Origin of the sequence: Aquimarina gracilis (assembly GCF_035285365.1) — a bacterium.
Lineage (GTDB): Bacteria > Bacteroidota > Bacteroidia > Flavobacteriales > Flavobacteriaceae > Aquimarina > Aquimarina gracilis.
Genome location: NZ_JAYKLX010000001.1, coordinates 227,747 through 245,730, shown reverse-complemented (window position 1 = coordinate 245,730; position 17,984 = coordinate 227,747). Strand labels below are relative to the sequence as shown.

At 34.5% G+C, this 17,984-nt stretch carries 18 protein-coding genes; 8 read left to right on the top strand and 10 right to left on the bottom strand.

Features of this window, described 5'->3' with window-relative positions; genetic code table 11:
* Window positions 1-16 precede the first annotated feature (16 nt).
* From U6A24_RS01005 to U6A24_RS00985, 5 genes are all read left to right on the top strand, one after another.
* Window positions 17-841, top strand: a complete 825-nt coding sequence (locus tag U6A24_RS01005) for a thymidylate synthase (RefSeq protein ID WP_324178068.1) — start codon at window positions 17-19, stop codon at window positions 839-841.
* 22 nt (window positions 842-863) lie between these two features.
* Window positions 864-1,292, top strand: a complete 429-nt coding sequence (locus tag U6A24_RS01000; RefSeq protein ID WP_324178067.1) for an energy transducer TonB — start codon at window positions 864-866, stop codon at window positions 1,290-1,292.
* A 101-nt stretch (window positions 1,293-1,393) separates the two neighbouring features.
* A complete protein-coding gene (gene egtB, locus U6A24_RS00995; RefSeq protein WP_324178066.1) occupies window positions 1,394-2,560 on the top strand; it encodes an ergothioneine biosynthesis protein EgtB in 1,167 nt (388 codons plus the stop codon).
* A 14-nt stretch (window positions 2,561-2,574) separates the two neighbouring features.
* Entirely contained in the window at window positions 2,575-3,549 is a 975-nt protein-coding gene (gene egtD / locus U6A24_RS00990) for an L-histidine N(alpha)-methyltransferase (protein ID WP_324178065.1), read from the top strand.
* A gap of 28 nt (window positions 3,550-3,577) precedes the next feature.
* Complete coding sequence (locus U6A24_RS00985) at window positions 3,578-3,859, top strand: DUF427 domain-containing protein (RefSeq protein WP_324178064.1); 282 nt, start codon at window positions 3,578-3,580, stop codon at window positions 3,857-3,859.
* Window positions 3,860-3,892: 33 nt separating this feature from the next.
* Here U6A24_RS00985 and U6A24_RS00980 read toward each other — a convergent pair whose 3' ends face one another.
* Window positions 3,893-4,189 carry an isoamylase early set domain-containing protein gene (locus tag U6A24_RS00980; RefSeq protein WP_324178063.1) on the bottom strand — a complete coding sequence of 99 codons (297 nt, stop codon included), beginning with the start codon at window positions 4,187-4,189 and terminating at the stop codon, window positions 3,893-3,895.
* A gap of 101 nt (window positions 4,190-4,290) precedes the next feature.
* Complete coding sequence (locus tag U6A24_RS00975; protein WP_324178062.1) at window positions 4,291-5,373, bottom strand: aminotransferase class V-fold PLP-dependent enzyme; 1,083 nt, start codon at window positions 5,371-5,373, stop codon at window positions 4,291-4,293.
* A 65-nt stretch (window positions 5,374-5,438) separates the two neighbouring features.
* Between U6A24_RS00975 and U6A24_RS00970 the strand changes: the two genes are divergently transcribed.
* From U6A24_RS00970 to fabD, 3 genes are read left to right on the top strand one after another with little or no spacing between them, the layout of a single operon-like run.
* Window positions 5,439-6,377 carry a dihydrofolate reductase gene (locus tag U6A24_RS00970; protein WP_324178061.1) on the top strand — a complete coding sequence of 313 codons (939 nt, stop codon included), beginning with the start codon at window positions 5,439-5,441 and terminating at the stop codon, window positions 6,375-6,377.
* Window positions 6,377-7,228 (top strand): fructosamine kinase family protein, encoded by an 852-nt coding sequence (locus tag U6A24_RS00965; RefSeq protein WP_324178060.1) that lies wholly within the window; start codon window positions 6,377-6,379, stop codon window positions 7,226-7,228. Before U6A24_RS00970 ends, U6A24_RS00965 begins: the two co-directional genes overlap by 1 nt.
* A 60-nt stretch (window positions 7,229-7,288) precedes the next feature.
* On the top strand, window positions 7,289-8,176 hold the full coding sequence (gene fabD, locus U6A24_RS00960; RefSeq protein WP_324178059.1) for an ACP S-malonyltransferase: 888 nt from the start codon (window positions 7,289-7,291) through the stop codon (window positions 8,174-8,176).
* Between the two features lie 75 nt (window positions 8,177-8,251).
* On the opposite strand, the gene U6A24_RS00955 is transcribed toward fabD, so the two are convergent.
* The 8 genes from U6A24_RS00955 to U6A24_RS00920 all read right to left on the bottom strand — a co-directional run bounded on the left by U6A24_RS00955 (window position 8,252) and on the right by U6A24_RS00920 (window position 17,939).
* On the bottom strand, window positions 8,252-9,139 hold the full coding sequence (locus U6A24_RS00955) for a haloalkane dehalogenase (protein WP_324178058.1): 888 nt from the start codon (window positions 9,137-9,139) through the stop codon (window positions 8,252-8,254).
* A gap of 21 nt (window positions 9,140-9,160) precedes the next feature.
* Window positions 9,161-9,673, bottom strand: a complete 513-nt coding sequence (locus tag U6A24_RS00950; protein WP_324178057.1) for a hypothetical protein — start codon at window positions 9,671-9,673, stop codon at window positions 9,161-9,163.
* 12 nt (window positions 9,674-9,685) lie between these two features.
* Window positions 9,686-10,579: an alpha/beta hydrolase gene (locus tag U6A24_RS00945; protein WP_324178056.1), complete on the bottom strand. Its 894-nt coding sequence runs from the start codon at window positions 10,577-10,579 to the stop codon at window positions 9,686-9,688.
* A 6-nt stretch (window positions 10,580-10,585) separates the two neighbouring features.
* Window positions 10,586-11,221 carry a LysE family translocator gene (locus U6A24_RS00940; protein ID WP_324178055.1) on the bottom strand — a complete coding sequence of 212 codons (636 nt, stop codon included), beginning with the start codon at window positions 11,219-11,221 and terminating at the stop codon, window positions 10,586-10,588.
* 489 nt (window positions 11,222-11,710) lie between these two features.
* Window positions 11,711-12,295, bottom strand: a complete 585-nt coding sequence (nudK, locus tag U6A24_RS00935) for a GDP-mannose pyrophosphatase NudK (protein ID WP_324178054.1) — start codon at window positions 12,293-12,295, stop codon at window positions 11,711-11,713.
* A 74-nt stretch (window positions 12,296-12,369) separates the two neighbouring features.
* Window positions 12,370-13,644: a metal-dependent hydrolase family protein gene (locus tag U6A24_RS00930; RefSeq protein WP_324178053.1), complete on the bottom strand. Its 1,275-nt coding sequence runs from the start codon at window positions 13,642-13,644 to the stop codon at window positions 12,370-12,372.
* 100 nt (window positions 13,645-13,744) lie between these two features.
* Entirely contained in the window at window positions 13,745-16,645 is a 2,901-nt protein-coding gene (locus U6A24_RS00925; RefSeq protein ID WP_324178052.1) for a DEAD/DEAH box helicase, read from the bottom strand.
* A gap of 124 nt (window positions 16,646-16,769) precedes the next feature.
* Entirely contained in the window at window positions 16,770-17,939 is a 1,170-nt protein-coding gene (locus U6A24_RS00920; RefSeq protein ID WP_324178051.1) for a DegT/DnrJ/EryC1/StrS family aminotransferase, read from the bottom strand.
* Window positions 17,940-17,984: the final 45 nt, after the last annotated feature.

The following is a 17,984-nucleotide window of genomic DNA, read 5'->3' as shown; positions in this document are numbered from 1 at the left end:
AACTTGTAGGAGGAGTATGAAGCAATATTTAGATCTTGTGCGTCATGTAATTGAGAATGGAAACGCAAAAGAAGATCGAACTGGAACAGGAACAAAAAGTGTTTTTGGGTATCAAATGCGTTTTGATCTGAGCGAAGGATTTCCAATGGTGACTACCAAAAAACTACACTTAAAATCCATTATTTATGAACTTTTATGGTTCCTAAAGGGAGATACCAATGTAAATTATTTGAAAGAAAATGGTGTTCGTATTTGGAATGAATGGGCCGATGAAAATGGAGATTTAGGGCCGGTATATGGGCATCAATGGCGTAATTGGAATAATGACGAAATCGATCAGATTAAAGATATTGTAGAAACACTAAAACACAATCCAGATAGTAGACGAATGTTGGTTTCTGCCTGGAATCCAAGTGTGATGCCTGATACGTCAAAATCTTTTTCAGATAATGTTGCCAATGGTAAAGCTGCATTACCCCCTTGTCATGCTTTTTTTCAATTTTATGTTGCCGATGGTAAATTGTCCTGCCAATTATATCAACGTAGCGCAGATATATTTCTAGGCGTGCCTTTTAATATAGCATCTTATGCTTTATTTACTATGATGATGGCACAGGTTTGTGGTTATGAAGCAGGAGAGTTTATACATACTTTTGGTGATGCTCATATCTATAACAATCATATGGAACAATTGGAATTACAACTTTCTAGAGAGCCCAGAAAATTGCCTAAAATCATAATCAATCCAGAGGTGAAAGATATTTTTGGCTTCGTTTTTGATGATTTTAAATTAATAGACTATGATCCGCACCCTCATATCAAGGGAGCGGTGGCGGTTTAACCCCAATTTAAAATTTTAACCTATGAAAAGACTATTACTATTATTAGCTATATTACTTTCGAGTTTTTCATTTTCGCAAGATGGTATTGTATTGTCTCAGGAAAGTGCAAATGAAAAGGGAATTACGCCAATTTGGCCTAAATGTGCTAATGCGTCTCGACAAACTCCGGCACAATGTTTCGATCAAAAGCTTAGAAAGCATATTTTTGCGACATTTGAATACCCTGAGGTGGCAGTGCCACTTGGATTAACAGGAACGGTTACTGTAGAATTTATTGTAAATCAAAAAGGTAAAGTAGAGGTAATAGAGGTTACAGGTGCGCATAGATACCTACAACAGGAAGCAATTAGAATGATTAGAGCGATTCCTAAAATGAAACCCGCAAAATGGGGTAATAAACCAATATCTGTTGCCTATTCTGTTCCGATAACATTCAGAAAACCTCAGTAGGAGACTTCTTATTTTAACATTGGATTAACCTTACTTAAGGTTTGATAAAAATAAAAATCAGTAAATTTGAGTGTATTCGTAAATCGAATGCACTTTTTTTTATGATAATTACCGATACTTTAATTACCTCATTTCTTAAAACTCGTTCTGATACTGAAGAAATTTGTGCTCCTCTGGAAATAGAAGATTATGTAGTCCAGCCTGTCGTAGATGTTTCGCCTCCAAAGTGGCACTTAGGGCATACTACCTGGTTTTTTGAAGAGTTTATTCTTTCAAAATATGATACTTCCTATAAACGTTTTCATCCCGAATATGCTTATGTTTTTAATAGTTATTATGAAAGTGTAGGTAAAAGGGTGATTAGAACCAATAGAGGTAACCTCTCGCGACCCACGGTGAGCAGTGTTTATGAATACAGAGATTATGTTACTTCGCGCTTGCAAACCTTTCTTGAGGGGAATATCGATGAAAAAATACGGGAATTGGTTCAGATTGGGATTCATCATGAAAAGCAACATCAAGAATTGTTATTAACCGATATCAAGTTTATTTTAGGAAATAATCCTTTGTTTCCGAAGTATAACGAAACATTTACCGAAACCCCAGCTTCTAATTCGAAGGTCAACTATATCCCTATTCCAGAAGGTATTTATGAAATAGGGTATAAAGGACGTGATTTTTGCTATGATAATGAGTTAGGAGTGCACAAAGTTTTTTTGGAAGAATACGAAATATGTAATGTTTTGGTGTCCAATCGAGAATACCTGAAATTTATCAATGATAACGGATATCAAAATAGTCTTTTGTGGCATGCTGAAGCTTGGGACTGGATAAGTCAAAATAATATAAAAACCCCATTATATTGGCATGAAATAGATGGGCAATTCTACCAATATACATTACAAGGGTTAAAAGAATTAAATCTTGACGCCCCGGTAACCCATCTTTCCTATTATGAGGCATTTGCTTTTTCTCAATGGAAAGGACAGCGACTACCAACTGAGTTTGAATGGGAAGTTGCACAACAATATTTTGAATGGGGCGATCGGTGGGAATGGACCGAGAGTGCATACGCTCCATACCCCAATTATACAAAAGCTCCAGGAGCATTGGGAGAGTATAATGGAAAGTTTATGGTTAATCAAAAAGTACTTAGAGGTGGCTCTGTTGCTACACCTCAAAATCACACAAGACCAACATATCGTAATTTTTTTCACCCACACCTAAGATGGCAATTCACTGGGCTTAGACTCGTGAAAGACAAATAATTCTCCTCATTTTTATGAACTCCAAAGAACAAAAGACAGTAATTTCGACTTTCGAAAAAGAAGTTTACGAAGGTTTAACGGCATTTCCTAAATATTTGTCGTCCAAGTATTTTTATGATGAAGTAGGAGATGAGCTTTTTCAACAGATCATGGCATTGCCAGAATATTATCTTACACGAACAGAATATGAGATATTTAAGGCAAATAAGTCAGAAATCGTTAAAAGCTTTGATACGTATCAAAAGGGCTTCGATTTAATCGAATTGGGAGCAGGTGATGGTAAAAAAACAAAAATACTGCTACAAGAATTACAAGAGAAAAATTACAATTTTACTTATATGCCAGTTGATATAAGTCAAAATGCTATAGATGGATTGGTTTCTGATCTGGACAAAGGAATGCCACAGGTTAAAACTCAGGGGCAAGTAGGAGAATATTTTGAAGTATTAGATCGACTCAGGCAGATGAGTGATCGCAAAAAAGTGATCATGGTTCTGGGGTCTAATATTGGTAATTTATTACATCCCAGAGCAATTCAGTTTTTGAAGAAACTTTACAAAGCAATGCATCCCGAAGATTTGGTTTTTATAGGTTTTGATCAAAAAAAACATCCTCAGAAAGTTTTGGATGCCTACAACGACAAAACTGGTGTAACCGCAGCTTTTAATAAGAACGTTTTGTCAAGAATAAATAAAGAACTTAATGGGAATTTTGATCTTGATAAATTTATTCATTGGGAAACTTACGATCCCGAAAGCGGTACTGCCAAAAGTTATTTGGTGAGTAATGAAAAACAAACCGTAGACATTAATGATTTATCGCTACAAGTGCATTTTGAAGCCTGGGAAAGTATACATACAGAAATTTCTCAGAAATATGATGATGATATTGTTAAATGGCTCGCTGAAGAATCAGGATTAGAAATTGTAAAATCATTTACAGATAAAAATGAAGATTATAAGAACTATCTCATTAAAAAGTCAAAGTAGTAAAAATAACATAACCCCAGTTTTAAAAATGAAAGCAATTTGGAATGGACAGGTAATAGCAGAGAGTAACGATACTAAAGTTGTAGAAAATAATCATTATTTTCCTCCCGAAACTATTAAAAAAGAATTTTTCAAAAGTAGCGACACTCATACCAATTGCCCATGGAAAGGTGTAGCATCCTATTATACCGTAGAAGTATCGGGTAAAGAGAATAAAGATGCTGCTTGGTATTATCCGGAAACCAGTGATTTGGCCAAACAAATAAAAGGCTATGTCGCTTTTTGGAAAGGAGTCGAGATTGTAGATTAATAAACAATCTCAACTCTCTTAGCATTTATTAGTTTATAATACCAGCAAACTATTGTCGCCAGATGCAAAGTCATTCCATTGGTAACCATCGGCTTCTACTTCATTGGTCCATTGACCGTCTACCACATACTTAAATGCGAACTGCTTATCTTTTGGAAGGTTTATTGTTCCCTTAAAATTTCCATTTTTTAGTTTTTTAAGCACAGTTGCTTCAGTGCTCCATTCATTAAACTCCCCTGCTACACTAACACTATTGGCATCCTTTGCAGGTACCGTAAAAGTAACTTTACAAATAGGTTTTGTTTTTAAATATTGTTTGGTAATCGCCATAATTTATGTTTAATAATTAATTGTTGGTTAATAAACTATAGTTAAATTAAAACAAATCTAGCAGATATAAAACAAGTAATAGACAGATTTTCAGATATTTATTAACGATAACGATGTAGTGCGTGGATTAATTCTTCGATATCACCTTTTGTGTTATAAAAATGTAAGCTTATTCGTATTCCAGATCCACGTAGAGATGTAATTATGTTCTGTTTTGTTAATTTCTCAAATAAAAAACTATCGCCTTTTATATTAAAAATAGAGGAATGAGATTTTCGTTTTACAACCTTTTCTTCTAAAAGATTAAGTTCATTTAATTGATTTTTTGCAGAACTAGCCAGTTCGTTAATTTTCATTTCTATATTTGATAAACCAATATCTGACAATATTTCTAATGAGTGTTTTAAACTACCAAAGTTGAATGTGTCCAAGTGTCCACATTCGAATCGAGCCATTAAATTCGTATAAGATTTGTCATAGTTAGAATTTTGTGAAGCCACTACATAGTGAGATGGAGTGATTTTTTTTAGAAGACCTTCTTTGAATAATATAAACCCGTTGCCATAACCACCCAAAAGCCATTTGTACCCGCTGCATCCCAAAATATCTATACCCGAAGTACTGAAATTAAAAATTTTGGTTCCACAAAATTGTGTGGCATCAGCAATGATAAGAAGTTCCGGATACTTCAATTTTATTTCTTTAAGAAAATCAAGATCTATAGTAATTCCATTTATGTATTGAATCAAACTGAAGATAAATACTGTCGGCTTGTGTTTTTTTATTGATTTCTCAATATTATGTTCTAATTCGTCATCTATTTTTGCATAACAAACTTCAAAACCTTTGTTATTTACCGCAAAATTAATAGATGGATAATCATCGTTTAATAAAAGTATTTTTTCATTTTTTTGAAGACCATTTAGTATGGTGTTGAGCCCTAATGAAAAATTGGGAGTTAATGCAGTATCCCCTTTCGAGTTGTCAAAGAATTCTGCTACTGTCTTTCGAACGCTATTCAAGAAAAATTGTTGGTTTTCTCTAAAAATACTTCCGTTATTCAGAAACATTTGATCATGATTTTGTCTAAAATTTAAAAGAGAATCATACAATAGGCCAGAGGAAGCAGTATTCAAGTAATTGGTGGTAGATAAAAGAGGAAGTTCTTTTCTTAAATTCTTCATAAGTACCTTTAGGGCTTTTTGTTAAAAACTATATCTTTACTTGCCGATACTAAGTTAGCATTAATATGTTTTCAAAAAGAAAAGAAGCTTTACAAATTGATCCTCAACAACGCGATTTATACGAACATGCGCGTAAACGAATTGTGCAAAAGAAAAGGTTGTTTCAGCATTTTGTGATTTTTGTAGTGGGTTCTTTTTTTATGGCTATTCTTAATCTTGTATTTGGTTTTGGAAAAGACATTACATTTTTTGGAACGTATTGGTTTGTAATAGGGATTATTGGCTGGGCGTTTTTATTTGTACTGCATTTTTGTAACGTCTGGTTGTTTAGTACGTTTATGGGGCAGGAATGGACCGATAGACAAATGGAGCGATTGGTGGCAAAGCAAAAGGAAGAAATTGCTCTTATTCAAAAAGACATTGATCTTATGTATCCCAAAGAAGAACTAGTGAAAAAGAAAGAAGAGTTTATTAAAGGAAAAGCTTCTGATATTGTAGAAGAATTAAAAGAGTCCAAACCAATGATTACAATGATTGCCGCTGCAGGAGAAAATAATGCTTTAGGAAAAGATAATGATCTTGTATGGCATTTACCTGATGATTTTAAACGTTTCAAAAAACTTACTACGGGGCATCATATTATTATGGGGCGCAAAACCTTTGAGTCTTTCCCCAAGCTGCTTCCCAATCGTGTGCATATTATTATCACTAGAAATAAATCTTATCAAGCAGAAGGAGCTATAGTTGTGCATTCAATGGAAGATGCATTAGAAAAAGCAAAAGGAGACAAACAGCCATTTATAATAGGTGGAGGTGAAATATATCAAATGGGACTGGCTCATGCAGATTGTATCGAATTGACCAGGGTGCACTCAGACTTTGAAGCTGATGCTTTTTTCCCAGAAGTGGATACAAATGTTTGGAAACTGGAAAAAGAAGAGTTTCATGATATTGATGAAAGACATAAACATCCGTTTACATATCTTACTTACAAAAGGAAATAGTGCTTTCTTCTAATATAATATATCACTTTGAAGAATTACTTTCAGAAAAAATCATAGCCAACAAACCTCTATCTGGAGGAGATATTAATGCAGTATATCTTTTAATAAGTGATAAACAAAAGGTCGTTGTAAAACTGAATTTGGAATCAAAGTTTCCAAAAATGTTTGAAACCGAAGCCCAAGGGTTACAAAAGCTTAAAGACACCAGCACATTTATTGTTCCTGAAATTCTACATATTGGAGTAGTTGATAACATAGCATTTTTGATGCTACAATATATTGATCAAGCTAAGTCAAATGTTACCTTTTGGGAGAATTTTGGAAAACAGTTAGGGAGACTGCATCGAAATACTGAATCTTATTTTGGCTTAGAAGAAAACAACTATATCGGGAGTCTTCCGCAATATAATAGTATATGTGAATCTGCTTCAGAGTTTTATATTACCCAACGATTAGAACCTCAATTCAAAATAGCATCTCAAAATGGTTTTTCTTTTTCAAGATTAAGCGGTTTTTATAAGAATATTAGTGAAGAAATACCAGATGAAGCTTCAAGTCTAATTCATGGTGATTTGTGGCGAGGTAACTATATGGTAAGTCAAGGAGGAGAGCCATGTCTTATCGATCCTGCAGTGGCCTATGCGCCAAGAGAAATGGATATTGCCATGATGCATCTTTTTGGTGGGTTCAATTCACAATTATTTAAAATTTATAATGAAGTTTTTCCTTTGCAAATGGGATGGAACGATAGAATATCGATTTTTCAATTATATTACCTTCTGGTTCATCTTAATGTATTTGGAAGCTCTTATTATAATCAGGTTAAAAATATCGTGAATCGTTATTTTTAGCCTTTACAATTTGTTAAGCTTATAATCCTTATTTTTGTCAAAATTTAAAACTCACAGTACATGAACGCATATGTATTTCCTGGTCAAGGGGCTCAATTTTCAGGTATGGGTCTGGACCTTTATGAAAATTCAAAAATAGCCAAAGAACTTTTTGATAAAGCGAATGATATATTAGGTTTCGAGATTACAAAAATCATGTTTGAGGGCACGGCAGATGAACTGAAACAAACCAAAGTTACCCAGCCTGCAATCTTTTTGCATTCGGTGATTTTAAGTAAAGTGTTAGGAGAAAGTTTTAAACCAGATATGGTAGCCGGGCACTCGTTAGGAGAATTTTCTGCCTTGGTAGCCAATGGAACACTTAATTTTGAAGATGCTTTACAATTGGTTTCCAAAAGAGCTATGGCTATGCAAAAGGCATGCGAATTAAAACCTTCAACGATGGCTGCAGTATTAGGATTAGACGATAATGTGGTAGAAGAAGGATGTGAGGCAACTGAAGGAATTGTTGTGGCTGCAAATTACAATTGTCCCGGTCAATTGGTAATCTCTGGAGAAGTAGAGGCTATTAACAAAGCATGCGAATGGATGAAGGAAAAAGGAGCCAGAAGAGCATTAGTGCTACCCGTGGGAGGTGCATTTCATTCCCCACTTATGGAACCAGCTCGCGAAGAACTAGCAGCAGCCATTGAAGCCACGACTTTTAATACACCGAACTGTGCTGTATATCAAAATGTGACTACAACAGCTGTTACCGATCCTTCAGAAATAAAGAAAAATTTGATCGCTCAGCTTACAGCTCCTGTAAAATGGACACAAAGTGTACAAAATATGATAAACGATGGAGCCACATTATTTACCGAGGTTGGTCCAGGAAAAGTATTGTCGGGATTGGTAAAAAAGATTGATAGATCTGCAGAGACGGCTATTGCTGCATTTAAAGAATAATAGTTTTTAAAAGTTATAATTACTAACCTCAAAGACTTTTGTTTTTTGAGGTTTTTTGTTTTCTAAATACAGGTATTATTTAATCTTAAGTTCGCCTTTTATAAACCTATCGATGTAGGTTGCTATTTCTTCTCCTTTTTCTTCTTGTAAAAAATGCCCTGCGTTTTTGATGATAATCTTTTCCTGCTCATTACTTGTAGGTATAAGTCGATAAAAGAATTTTTCCAGCCCACCAAGAACTTTGTCTTTGTCAGAAAACAGAACTAGTGCAGGTTTACCCCATTTTGATAATACGTCTCTTGCTTTCTTCATAGGTTTTACTGCCGGGTCTTTTGGATTACCCGGCACCAAAAGAGGGAAAGCAACGGCACCACCTTTGTGTTCCTTATTAGGAAATGGGGCATTATAGGCAGCAATGACTTCTTTTGATAATTTTTGATACGAAGCATATTGAACAATACCGCCAACGGGTAATGAAGGGTGGTATTTGGCAAATATCTGCCATAACTTGAATGGAAGTGAGATTTTCTTTCCTGTAGGCAAGAAGGTGTTCAAAACAACTACTCTTTTAAACTTTTCAGGATATTTGGCTAATAAAGATAACCCTAAAAGACCACCCCAATCTTGTACGACAAGGGTGATGTCATTAAGATCGAGTTTTTTAATGAAATTTTCTAAAGACCTAAAATGAAGGTCAAAAGAATAGTTTTTTCTTCCAACAATTTTGTCAGATTTCCCAAAGCCAATAAAATCTGGAGCAATAAAACGATAATTTTTTAAAACGGGAATAAATTTTCTATACAAATAAGACCAAGTGGGTTCCCCATGTAACGCCAAGATAGTTTCTCCTTGTCCTTCATCAATATAATGCATTTGCAGTCCTTCAAAATCAAGAAAATTTTCTTGGTAGGAAAAATCTTTAATAGTTTGAAAACGAGTAAAGTCTGGCTTTAAGATTTGCATGGTTTTGTTGTTTATAGTCTATTATTCTTTACTTGTAGTCTTTTTGGCTTTAAACTGTGTTTCTAGATATACTTGCTTCCATGTACCGTCTTCATAATTTCCAACTTTGAAATTATAAGTATTTTCATCTACAAACTCCCACATATCGGTGACTATAGATTCTCCATATTGGTATTGATAAAGAATATTTTTGTCATCTACTATAACTTTTCCTTCGGTTAGACCTCCAAACGTATCAAATTCCCAAAATTTTATAGTGTTGCTGGTGACATCATATTTTCGAATACCATGATTTCTGGGGCCATATTTTGTTTGTTCTTTATTGGTAAATCCCTTGGATTTGGCAATTACAATTGTGCTGTCTAAATCGAATTTGAAGATAATTTCTTGTTTAAACTTTGATCCATCTCCCCAATTACCTTCGGCTTTCCAAACTTTATTAGTTAAGTTCTCAAATATCGAAAGGTCAGACTCTTGAGCGGATGTTATTGCTGTAGTAAAAAGGAATAATAATACCGTTATTATGGTTTTCATTTTTATTGTAATTTATTTGTTCCTAAACAACCAATGAACTGTATACGTAAACTGTTCTCTCCAGAAAGCTTCATTGTGGTTGCCTTTGGGATCTATAATAATCTTTATGTTTTCTTTGGGATGTTTTGAAGAAAGAATTTGGTCGTACATTTTTTGTGTATTCACGGTCATACCATCACCTTCTTTTTGACCAACTAACAAAAACAAACGTGTGTCGTTAGGTACCGGATTGTTTTTGATATAACTAAACACTTCATCAGAAAACCAATAGGAGGGGGAGAATATACCCGCCTTACCAAAAATATTAGGGTATTTGTATATGGCATAATGAGAAATTAAACCACCCATAGAGCTTCCCATAATGGCTGTATTTTCTCGATCTGTTAATGTTCTATAGTTATTGTCGATATAAGGTTTGATTCGATGAACTATAAAATCCATGTATTCTTCACCTTCGGCTTTTCCAAACTCTTTGTTTTCCCAAGGGCTAAGCTCGTTCATTCGTTTTTCCTGACCATTATCGATCCCAACAACAATTAATTCCAATCCCGTTTTTTTGGCAACTTCATTCAAACTTTCATCTACACCCCACTCACCAGAGTAGGAAGTTGCGTTGTCAAACAGATTTTGGGCATCATGCATGTATAATACGGGGTATTTTTTGTCTACATTTTTATAATTAGGCGGCAAATAAATCCTGATCTGACGATTTCGATTCAATCTGGCTATCTTAAACTGTTTGTCTAATACTATAACGTTGGGTTGAGCAGTAGATTTTTTAGAATCCTCTTTTGTTTTTTCAATGTTGCCAGAACTTTTGGGAGGCAAATCTTGTTTTTCTTCCTTCTGTTTACAGCTCAAAAAGAGAATTACTATTAATGCAGTTAATAAATATAGACGATTCATATATGTTTATTTTGCTTTCGCGAAAGCTATTTTTACTGCCAAACCTGTAAGAACAGAAGCCATAAACCATTTTTGTACTCGAATCCAAATTGGATTTTTAGAGAACCAAATGGCCATTTTGGCTGCAGAAATAACAATAAGAAGATTAATACAAAAACTTATTATGATTTGGATGATACCTAATTGAAAACTTTGCGAAAGAATCGATCCATGTTCAGGCTTTATAAACTGTGGGAAAAATGATAAATAGAATAACGCCATTTTGGGATTGAGTACATTGGTTAATAATCCGATATTAAATAATTTGATCGGTTTATCCTTTTTTAATGTAGAATCTCCGTCGAATATATTTTTTCTACCGGACCTTAGTGTAGAATACGCTAAATATAATAAGTAGCAAACTCCAAGAAATTTTACAATAATAAAGGCATAAGGTACCGCAAAGAATATAGCGGTCAATCCAAAAGAAACCATTAGGATATGGAATATAAAACCAGATATCACACCAAATAAAGAAATAATTCCTGCCTGCTTACCTTGAGACAAAGATCTTGAGATTAAATATATCATGTTTGGACCTGGAGATAGTACCATGACTAATGAAGCAAGAGCAAAAACCAGAAGTTCATTGGTAGGAATCATATAGTTATATAAACAAATTCAGAAATAAAAGTATTACCTTTTTTTGGAGCATGAAATCGAATTAACAATATCTTTTGATATAAACAAACGGATAATACCCTAGTTGATAGGGGATACCCCTTTTAAGAGAGGGGTTCTGGATCAGGAAGAGGTAGTTCGAGTCAATAAATTGAAGCTTCGAAGTAATACATCAAGGCTTTGAAACGATAAATTGGCGCTTGTAACCCATTCTTTATGGCTCTGTAGGGAGGATTTACAGGATAAAAACTATGTTCTACGGGTTCTTATGCTTTAAAAAGGTAGTTAGAAGTACCTCTTTAGGGCTTCGCCTTACTTTTTTGACACCTAGGAATACTTTAGGGATGATAGGAGTCAACCATTTGATACTTTGAATAACCTTGATGACGCTTCGAGATACCTACATATTGATAATACCTACTTTTATAGTGTTTTGCAGGGGTATCAAAATGGTTTTCTTCTTTACCAAAATTAAGACATCAAATTATGTATTTGGGCATATTGCAATAGCATAATGGTTTTTGCATCTTTAATTTCTCCGGATTGCATCATTTCTAAGGCTTTTTTAAAGTCTAATTCGACAACTTCTATATCTTCTTGTTCTTCGGCAAGTCCTCCACCTTCACTTATTTTCATTTCAGGAGTATACTCTGCAATAAAAAAATATAATATTTCTGTAACCGCACCTGGAGACATATACGATTCGAATACCTTTTTGATTTTGCCAATTTTATAACCGGTTTCTTCTTCAGTTTCCTTGCGTATACAATTTTCGGGATCATTTTCATCTAGTAATCCGGCACATGCTTCTATCATCATGCCGCTTTGGTTACCGTTAAGATATGTTGGAAGTCTAAACTGTTTGGTAAGTATTATTTTTTTTGAACTTGCATTATAAAGAAGAATTACAGCTCCATTTCCACGATCATATGCTTCTCTCATATGTGTTTTTATGTCGCCGTTTCTGGTTTGGTATTCATAAGTTACTTTATGAAGTGTATACCAATTGTCTGATAATACTTGAGTTTGGATAATTTTGACCGCGTTGTTTTTCATACAAAGAATATTATACACTGTAAATCTTCAAGAAAAAAACCTTTTCAAAGTCTTACAGGCGGTTTTACATGTATTTATTGTTTATAAACTTTGCCGTTCTTCATCACAAATACAATATTTTCCATTGTACTGATTTTCTTTGTTGGGTCTTCATTAACCGCTACAATGTCGGCCAGATAACCTACGGCAATTTGTCCTAACTGGTCTTCCATATTTAGTATTTTGGCGTTGGTTATGGTAGCACTTTGTAGGACTGCCATAGCAGGCATACCTGCTTCTACCATATAACCAAATTCTTTTCCATTTTGGCCATGTTTAAAGACTCCTGCATCTGTACCGAAAGCGATCCCTACTCCACGATCATAAGCTTTTTTGAACGTATTTTGAATTTTCGGACCAATTTCAAGGGCCTTGGGGACGATGATTGCCGGATAGTATCCTTCGATTGCAGCTTTTTCGGTTACTTCTTTTCCGGCGGTTATTGTTGGTACCAAATAGGCATTGTGCTGCTTCATGAGATCCATAGTTTTTTCACTCATGAGTGTACCGTGTTCGATAGTTTTTACCCCGCCAAGAATGGCTCTTTGCATTCCTTCGTCACCATGAGCATGTGCCGCTACATGGAATCCATAGTCCTTTGCAGTTTCACATATTGCTTTAATTTCTTCAACTGTAAACTGTGGGTTTGAACTACTTTTGGCAACGCTTAAGACTCCTCCGGTAGCTGTAATTTTAATAAGATCGGCTCCATTTTTATAGCGTTGTCTTACTGCTTTTTTGGCGTCTTCGATACTATTTACAACGCCCTCTTTTGGTCCGGGATCCCCGATTAAAGACCTCTTACTTCCATTGGTAGGGTCTGCATGACCACCCGTGGTGGCTAATGCTTTACCAGCCGTAAATACACGAGGTCCGGCGATTCTTCCTCGGGCAATTGCTTTTTTTAGGGAGATGTTTACGCCAGTTCCACCAAGATCTCTTACGGTTGTAAACCCTGCCATTAAGGTGGTTTTCGCATATTTGACAGAGTTGAAAGCAACATCAGCTTCACTATCGGTATATTTTTGCAAATATGCCTTTGGATTCGTCTCACCTTCAAGATGTACATGCATATCGATAAGCCCGGGTATTATTGTTTTATTCTTTAAATCAATAGTGGTGTCATCTTTTTTTCCGGTTACATAACCATCCTGAATTTTAATAATTTTATTTCCAGATACAACTACTGTTTTTTCAGTTAAAACCTTACCCGATTTGGTGTCGATGAGTTTTCCACATTGTAGATAGATGTCTTGAGAATATGTAGTAGTGCAGATTAGCATTACTAGCGTAATGAATATGTATTTCATAGAGATTTGTATGAATATGTGTTTATCTATGCTAAATATAGAGGAATTGATCGGTTTGGCAAAACACCAAGAATACTAGTGTCTTTTTGATGGTATGACTTTAACTTAATAGGTCAGCCAGATCTTTTTCAATATAATCCGGAATGGTATTGATGTCAATAATGTTGTCTGATAGATTCTTTTTCTTTTCTTGAAGTTTTAAGATTTTTTCTTCTATCGTATTTTTAGCAATGAACCTGGTTACCATTACTTTGTTTTTTTGCCCGATGCGATGCGATCTCGCAATAGCTTGCTTTTCGATAAAGGGGTTCCACCAGGGGTCCAATAGTATTACATAGGAAGCCTTGGTTAGGTTAAGACCAACGCCACCTGCTTTTAAAGAAATGAAGAATATGGAAATACTTTCATTTTCCTGGAACTCGGTTACTACTTTTTCTCGGTCTGAAGATTTTGTTTCTCCGGTCAGGGTGACATAGGATACTTTTTGAGTGTTGCACCATTCTTCATATACCTCAAGATGTGAAACAAAAGAGCTAAAGACCAAAACCTTTTTATTAGACTTTATCAAGGTTTGTATATAATTGGTTACATCTATAAACTTGCCAGATTTATTTTTTGTGTCGTTATCCAGAAGTTTTGGGTGGTTTGCAAGCTGCCTTAACCTTGTTAAGGTATTGATGATATGAACTTTATTTGCTGTGATTGTATCAATACCTAAAAGAAGATTTCTGGCCGCTGATTTTTGAGAATCGTACAGCTTATTTTGTTCTGTAGACATTTCTGTATAGATAATCTGTTCTGATAGTTCAGGTAAATCTTTGGCTACTTGTTCTTTGGTTCTTCTTAAGATAAACGGATCTATTAAGGTTTTTAATTCATCAATGCGGTCTTGATCTTTATGTTTTTCTATCGGAATTTGAAAATAATCCTTAAAGAAAGTATGGCTTCCTAATATCCCTGGGTTAATAAACTCCATTTGTGACCATAGATCGGATAATGAATTTTCTATAGGTGTACCACTTAAAGAAATTTTATGTGAAGCAGAGATACTATTTATAGCACCAAAGACCTTTGAAGACTTATTTTTAATTTGTTGACTTTCATCAATTACAAGATAGTTGAAGTTGGTTTTCTTTAAGGTATCGATGTCTTTGGATACGATATTGTAGCTAGAAAGAATAATGTCATAAGTTTCTAAATATGGAGTAAGTGTTTTACGATTTGCTCCAGTATATTTAACAATGTTAAGATGAGGTGCAAACTTCAAAATTTCTTGAGCCCAGTTAAATAGTAAAGAGGAAGGGAGTACTATAAGGGCTTTTAGATATGTTTTTACTACTAATGGATCACTAAATAAGTCTAAACGTACGGTTTGCACAGGTTGATTCTCTGGGGTTAATTCTTCTTTTGCATAAAGTAGCATAGCTATAGTTTGCAAGGTCTTACCAAGACCCATATCATCGGCCAAGCACGCTCCTAGTTTATTTTGATAGTGATGTATTAACCATTGTACACCATCTTTTTGATAAGGTCGCAACGTGGCTTTCAATTTTGGGGATGCTGTGAATGTTTTTGGAGGTTCTTCTAGTAGTATTTCACCCTCTATCGGGATAACATTTTTAAGCAAAGTGTAATTACTTTTTGCGATTTTTATATTTTGGTTTTTTAGTCGACCAAAATCGGCTACTTTTTTATACCGCGTCATCCATTCTTGCGGAATCACAAAAATTTGATCTTCATTTATAGGAAAAAACCTGTTGTTTGTTTTTATATAAGGTATAAACTTTGAAAAAGAAATAGTAGAATCTCCAATATTCACAGTTCCTTTAATATCAAACCAATCATTATCTTTTTGATTTTGAAATGTTATTTCATGGGGAGCAACATTTACGGTTCTGTTCTCTATTGTTGGAAGAGTAATAGTAAATCCTCTTTTTTCAAGTTCAGATTTATGAGCAGTAAGCCAATATAATATTTGATATGGATCTTGCCCAAAATTGGTTTCGAAAAGCAAGTTCTGATTTTTTTTCAACCCCATATCGATTAGAATATCGATGATTTTTTGCTCTGCCTTGGGGTCTCTTTTGGTTTGGATGATCTTTATGTTATCATTGTCATCAAAAAGGACGTTAGATTCGGTGTTTTTTGAATTTTGATATTCAAATGTTGTATGTTGATATTCGAATATAACTTTGGCCACGTACCTATTTTGAATGAAATCTTGTATAATTTCGATACCGAAAGAGCTTAGTGTATTGCAGGTAATGATCTCGAAACCGTTGGTGATAACATCTATGTTCTTTATAACTGGAACTATAACTTTCTCAAGGTAAGTTTTAAGGTGTTTTTTTGGGATAGTTATTTTTTCTTTATTAAAAAATGGTTTTAGTTTATTGGCATTAAGGTTTTCTATTTGCAGTAAATACTTGTTTAAAACAATCCAAGAAGGTTCATTGAGTAATTTCTTGATATTGTTGTTTTTTGGAACAATTCTTTTTCCTTCATCAGTCAAGGAAAAAGCGTATTCGATGCCATCTTGAGTTTTAGTGAACTCTAAAATAGGTTTTAGCCTCGTATCTTTTATGAATAGTCTGTTTATTTCTACAGGATCTTTTCTTTGTTGATTATAGCTTATTGGATAGTGGTTGTTATGTATTAAGGAATAGAAAATAGAAAGCTTTTTGTTAATATAGTTTAAAACAACGTGCTTTGTTTTAGGGTCTTCAATAAGTTCACCAAGGTTGATTTTTTTTCTTTTATTTTTTGGAAGGAACTTTTGTTCCAATGCACTAGGCTTTAGGTCCGAACAAATATCGAGAAGTTCTACATGTGGAGTAGAAAGCGTTGAGATGCTATAACTTTTTAACGTAACACCAGTAGCTTGTTTTTCTATATACCCCAGGGTATCATCTTTTTTATGTACTATATAAGCTTCTGGTAATGCAGGTACTTCAGGATGATTATAATCAAAAATATTGTAACAAATACAAAATAAACTCATAGGTTATGTGAATTTAGGGGCGAAACGAAGATTATATAAATTTAAAGTTCCCTCTCAAAACTCGAAAGGGAACTAAATACTATAGTATATATCTAAAATCTTAATGTAGCTCTTTTTTGATTACTCAATTACCTACAAAATCAATTACAGTTTTGGTGATAAAAGCGATTTGGTCGTTGTCTAGTTCGGTATGCATAGGTAACGAAACAACTTCTTTAACCAGTTGATTGGTTATAGGGAAATCTGCTTCATTATATCGCCTATCTTGATATGCTTTTTGGCTATGTAATGGGATCGGGTAATATACACCACATGGAATACCTTTATCATTTAGGTGTTGTACAAGTTGATCACGTTTACCATTAGTAATTCTTAAGGTATATTGATGAAAAACATGACAGTTACAAGTGTCACAAATAGTATTCTCATCGGTATTGCAGCTGTTCCCTTTTACTTTTGGGGTGACAATGCTATTAATACCTGCAAAAGCATCATTATATTTTCTGGCCGCAGCCCTGCGCGCTTTATTATAGCTATCCAAATTTGGGAGTTTGGCTCTCAAAACGGCTGCTTGTATAGAGTCAAGTCTAGAGTTAACACCTACAACATCATGATGATATCTTTTGTACATCCCATGATTAACAATACCCCTAATGGTGTGCGCAAGATCATCGTCGTTTGTAAAGATGGCTCCGCCATCGCCGTAGCATCCCAAATTTTTCGAAGGAAAAAAAGAAGTCGAAGCTACATCACCTATTCCCCCGGTTTTGGTTGAATTTCTATTTGCAAATTTATAAGTAGATCCAATACCTTGTGCATTATCTTCAATAACATACAAATTATGTTCTTTGGCAATAGTCATAATTTCATCCATATTGGCAGCTTGGCCAAACAAGTGAACGGGTACGATTGCTTTAGTTTTTGGTGTAATTGCTTTTTTAATGGCTTCGGGATCAATATTAAAAGAGTCAAGTTCTACATCAACCAATACAGGAGTTAACCGTAATAAAGCAATAACCTCTACGGTTGCGGCAAAAGTGAAATCGGCGGTTATCACCTCGTCTCCTGGTTCTAATCCCAGTCCCATCATTGCAATTTGCAAAGCATCTGTGCCATTGGCACACGGAATTACATGGGTAACATCCAGATATTCTTCTAACTCTTTTTGAAAACTATGAACCTGGGGGCCGTTAATAAAGGCTGTAGAATTTATAACATCAAGTACAGACGAGTCTACTTGTTCTTTGATTTGCTCATATTGACCCTTAAGATCAACCATTTGTATTTTCTTCATCTATGTGTGTATTGTAACCTCACGAAAGTACAAAATATTGACACT

Coding starts and splice junctions, on each gene's coding strand:
- U6A24_RS01000 (WP_324178067.1), top strand. CDS start 864: ATGAAAAGACTATTACTATTATTAGCTATATTACTTTCGAGTTTTTCA.
- U6A24_RS00945 (WP_324178056.1), bottom strand. CDS start 10,579: ATGAATCGTCTATATTTATTAACTGCATTAATAGTAATTCTCTTTTTG.
- U6A24_RS00950 (WP_324178057.1), bottom strand. CDS start 9,673: ATGAAAACCATAATAACGGTATTATTATTCCTTTTTACTACAGCAATA.
- U6A24_RS00970 (WP_324178061.1), top strand. CDS start 5,439: ATGTTTTCAAAAAGAAAAGAAGCTTTACAAATTGATCCTCAACAACGC.
- U6A24_RS00975 (WP_324178062.1), bottom strand. CDS start 5,373: ATGAAGAATTTAAGAAAAGAACTTCCTCTTTTATCTACCACCAATTAC.
- U6A24_RS00955 (WP_324178058.1), bottom strand. CDS start 9,139: ATGCAAATCTTAAAGCCAGACTTTACTCGTTTTCAAACTATTAAAGAT.
- U6A24_RS01005 (WP_324178068.1), top strand. CDS start 17: ATGAAGCAATATTTAGATCTTGTGCGTCATGTAATTGAGAATGGAAAC.
- U6A24_RS00985 (WP_324178064.1), top strand. CDS start 3,578: ATGAAAGCAATTTGGAATGGACAGGTAATAGCAGAGAGTAACGATACT.
- U6A24_RS00940 (WP_324178055.1), bottom strand. CDS start 11,221: ATGATTCCTACCAATGAACTTCTGGTTTTTGCTCTTGCTTCATTAGTC.
- U6A24_RS00920 (WP_324178051.1), bottom strand. CDS start 17,939: ATGAAGAAAATACAAATGGTTGATCTTAAGGGTCAATATGAGCAAATC.
- egtB (WP_324178066.1), top strand. CDS start 1,394: ATGATAATTACCGATACTTTAATTACCTCATTTCTTAAAACTCGTTCT.
- egtD (WP_324178065.1), top strand. CDS start 2,575: ATGAACTCCAAAGAACAAAAGACAGTAATTTCGACTTTCGAAAAAGAA.
- U6A24_RS00925 (WP_324178052.1), bottom strand. CDS start 16,645: ATGAGTTTATTTTGTATTTGTTACAATATTTTTGATTATAATCATCCT.
- U6A24_RS00930 (WP_324178053.1), bottom strand. CDS start 13,644: ATGAAATACATATTCATTACGCTAGTAATGCTAATCTGCACTACTACA.
- U6A24_RS00980 (WP_324178063.1), bottom strand. CDS start 4,189: ATGGCGATTACCAAACAATATTTAAAAACAAAACCTATTTGTAAAGTT.
- fabD (WP_324178059.1), top strand. CDS start 7,289: ATGAACGCATATGTATTTCCTGGTCAAGGGGCTCAATTTTCAGGTATG.
- nudK (WP_324178054.1), bottom strand. CDS start 12,295: ATGAAAAACAACGCGGTCAAAATTATCCAAACTCAAGTATTATCAGAC.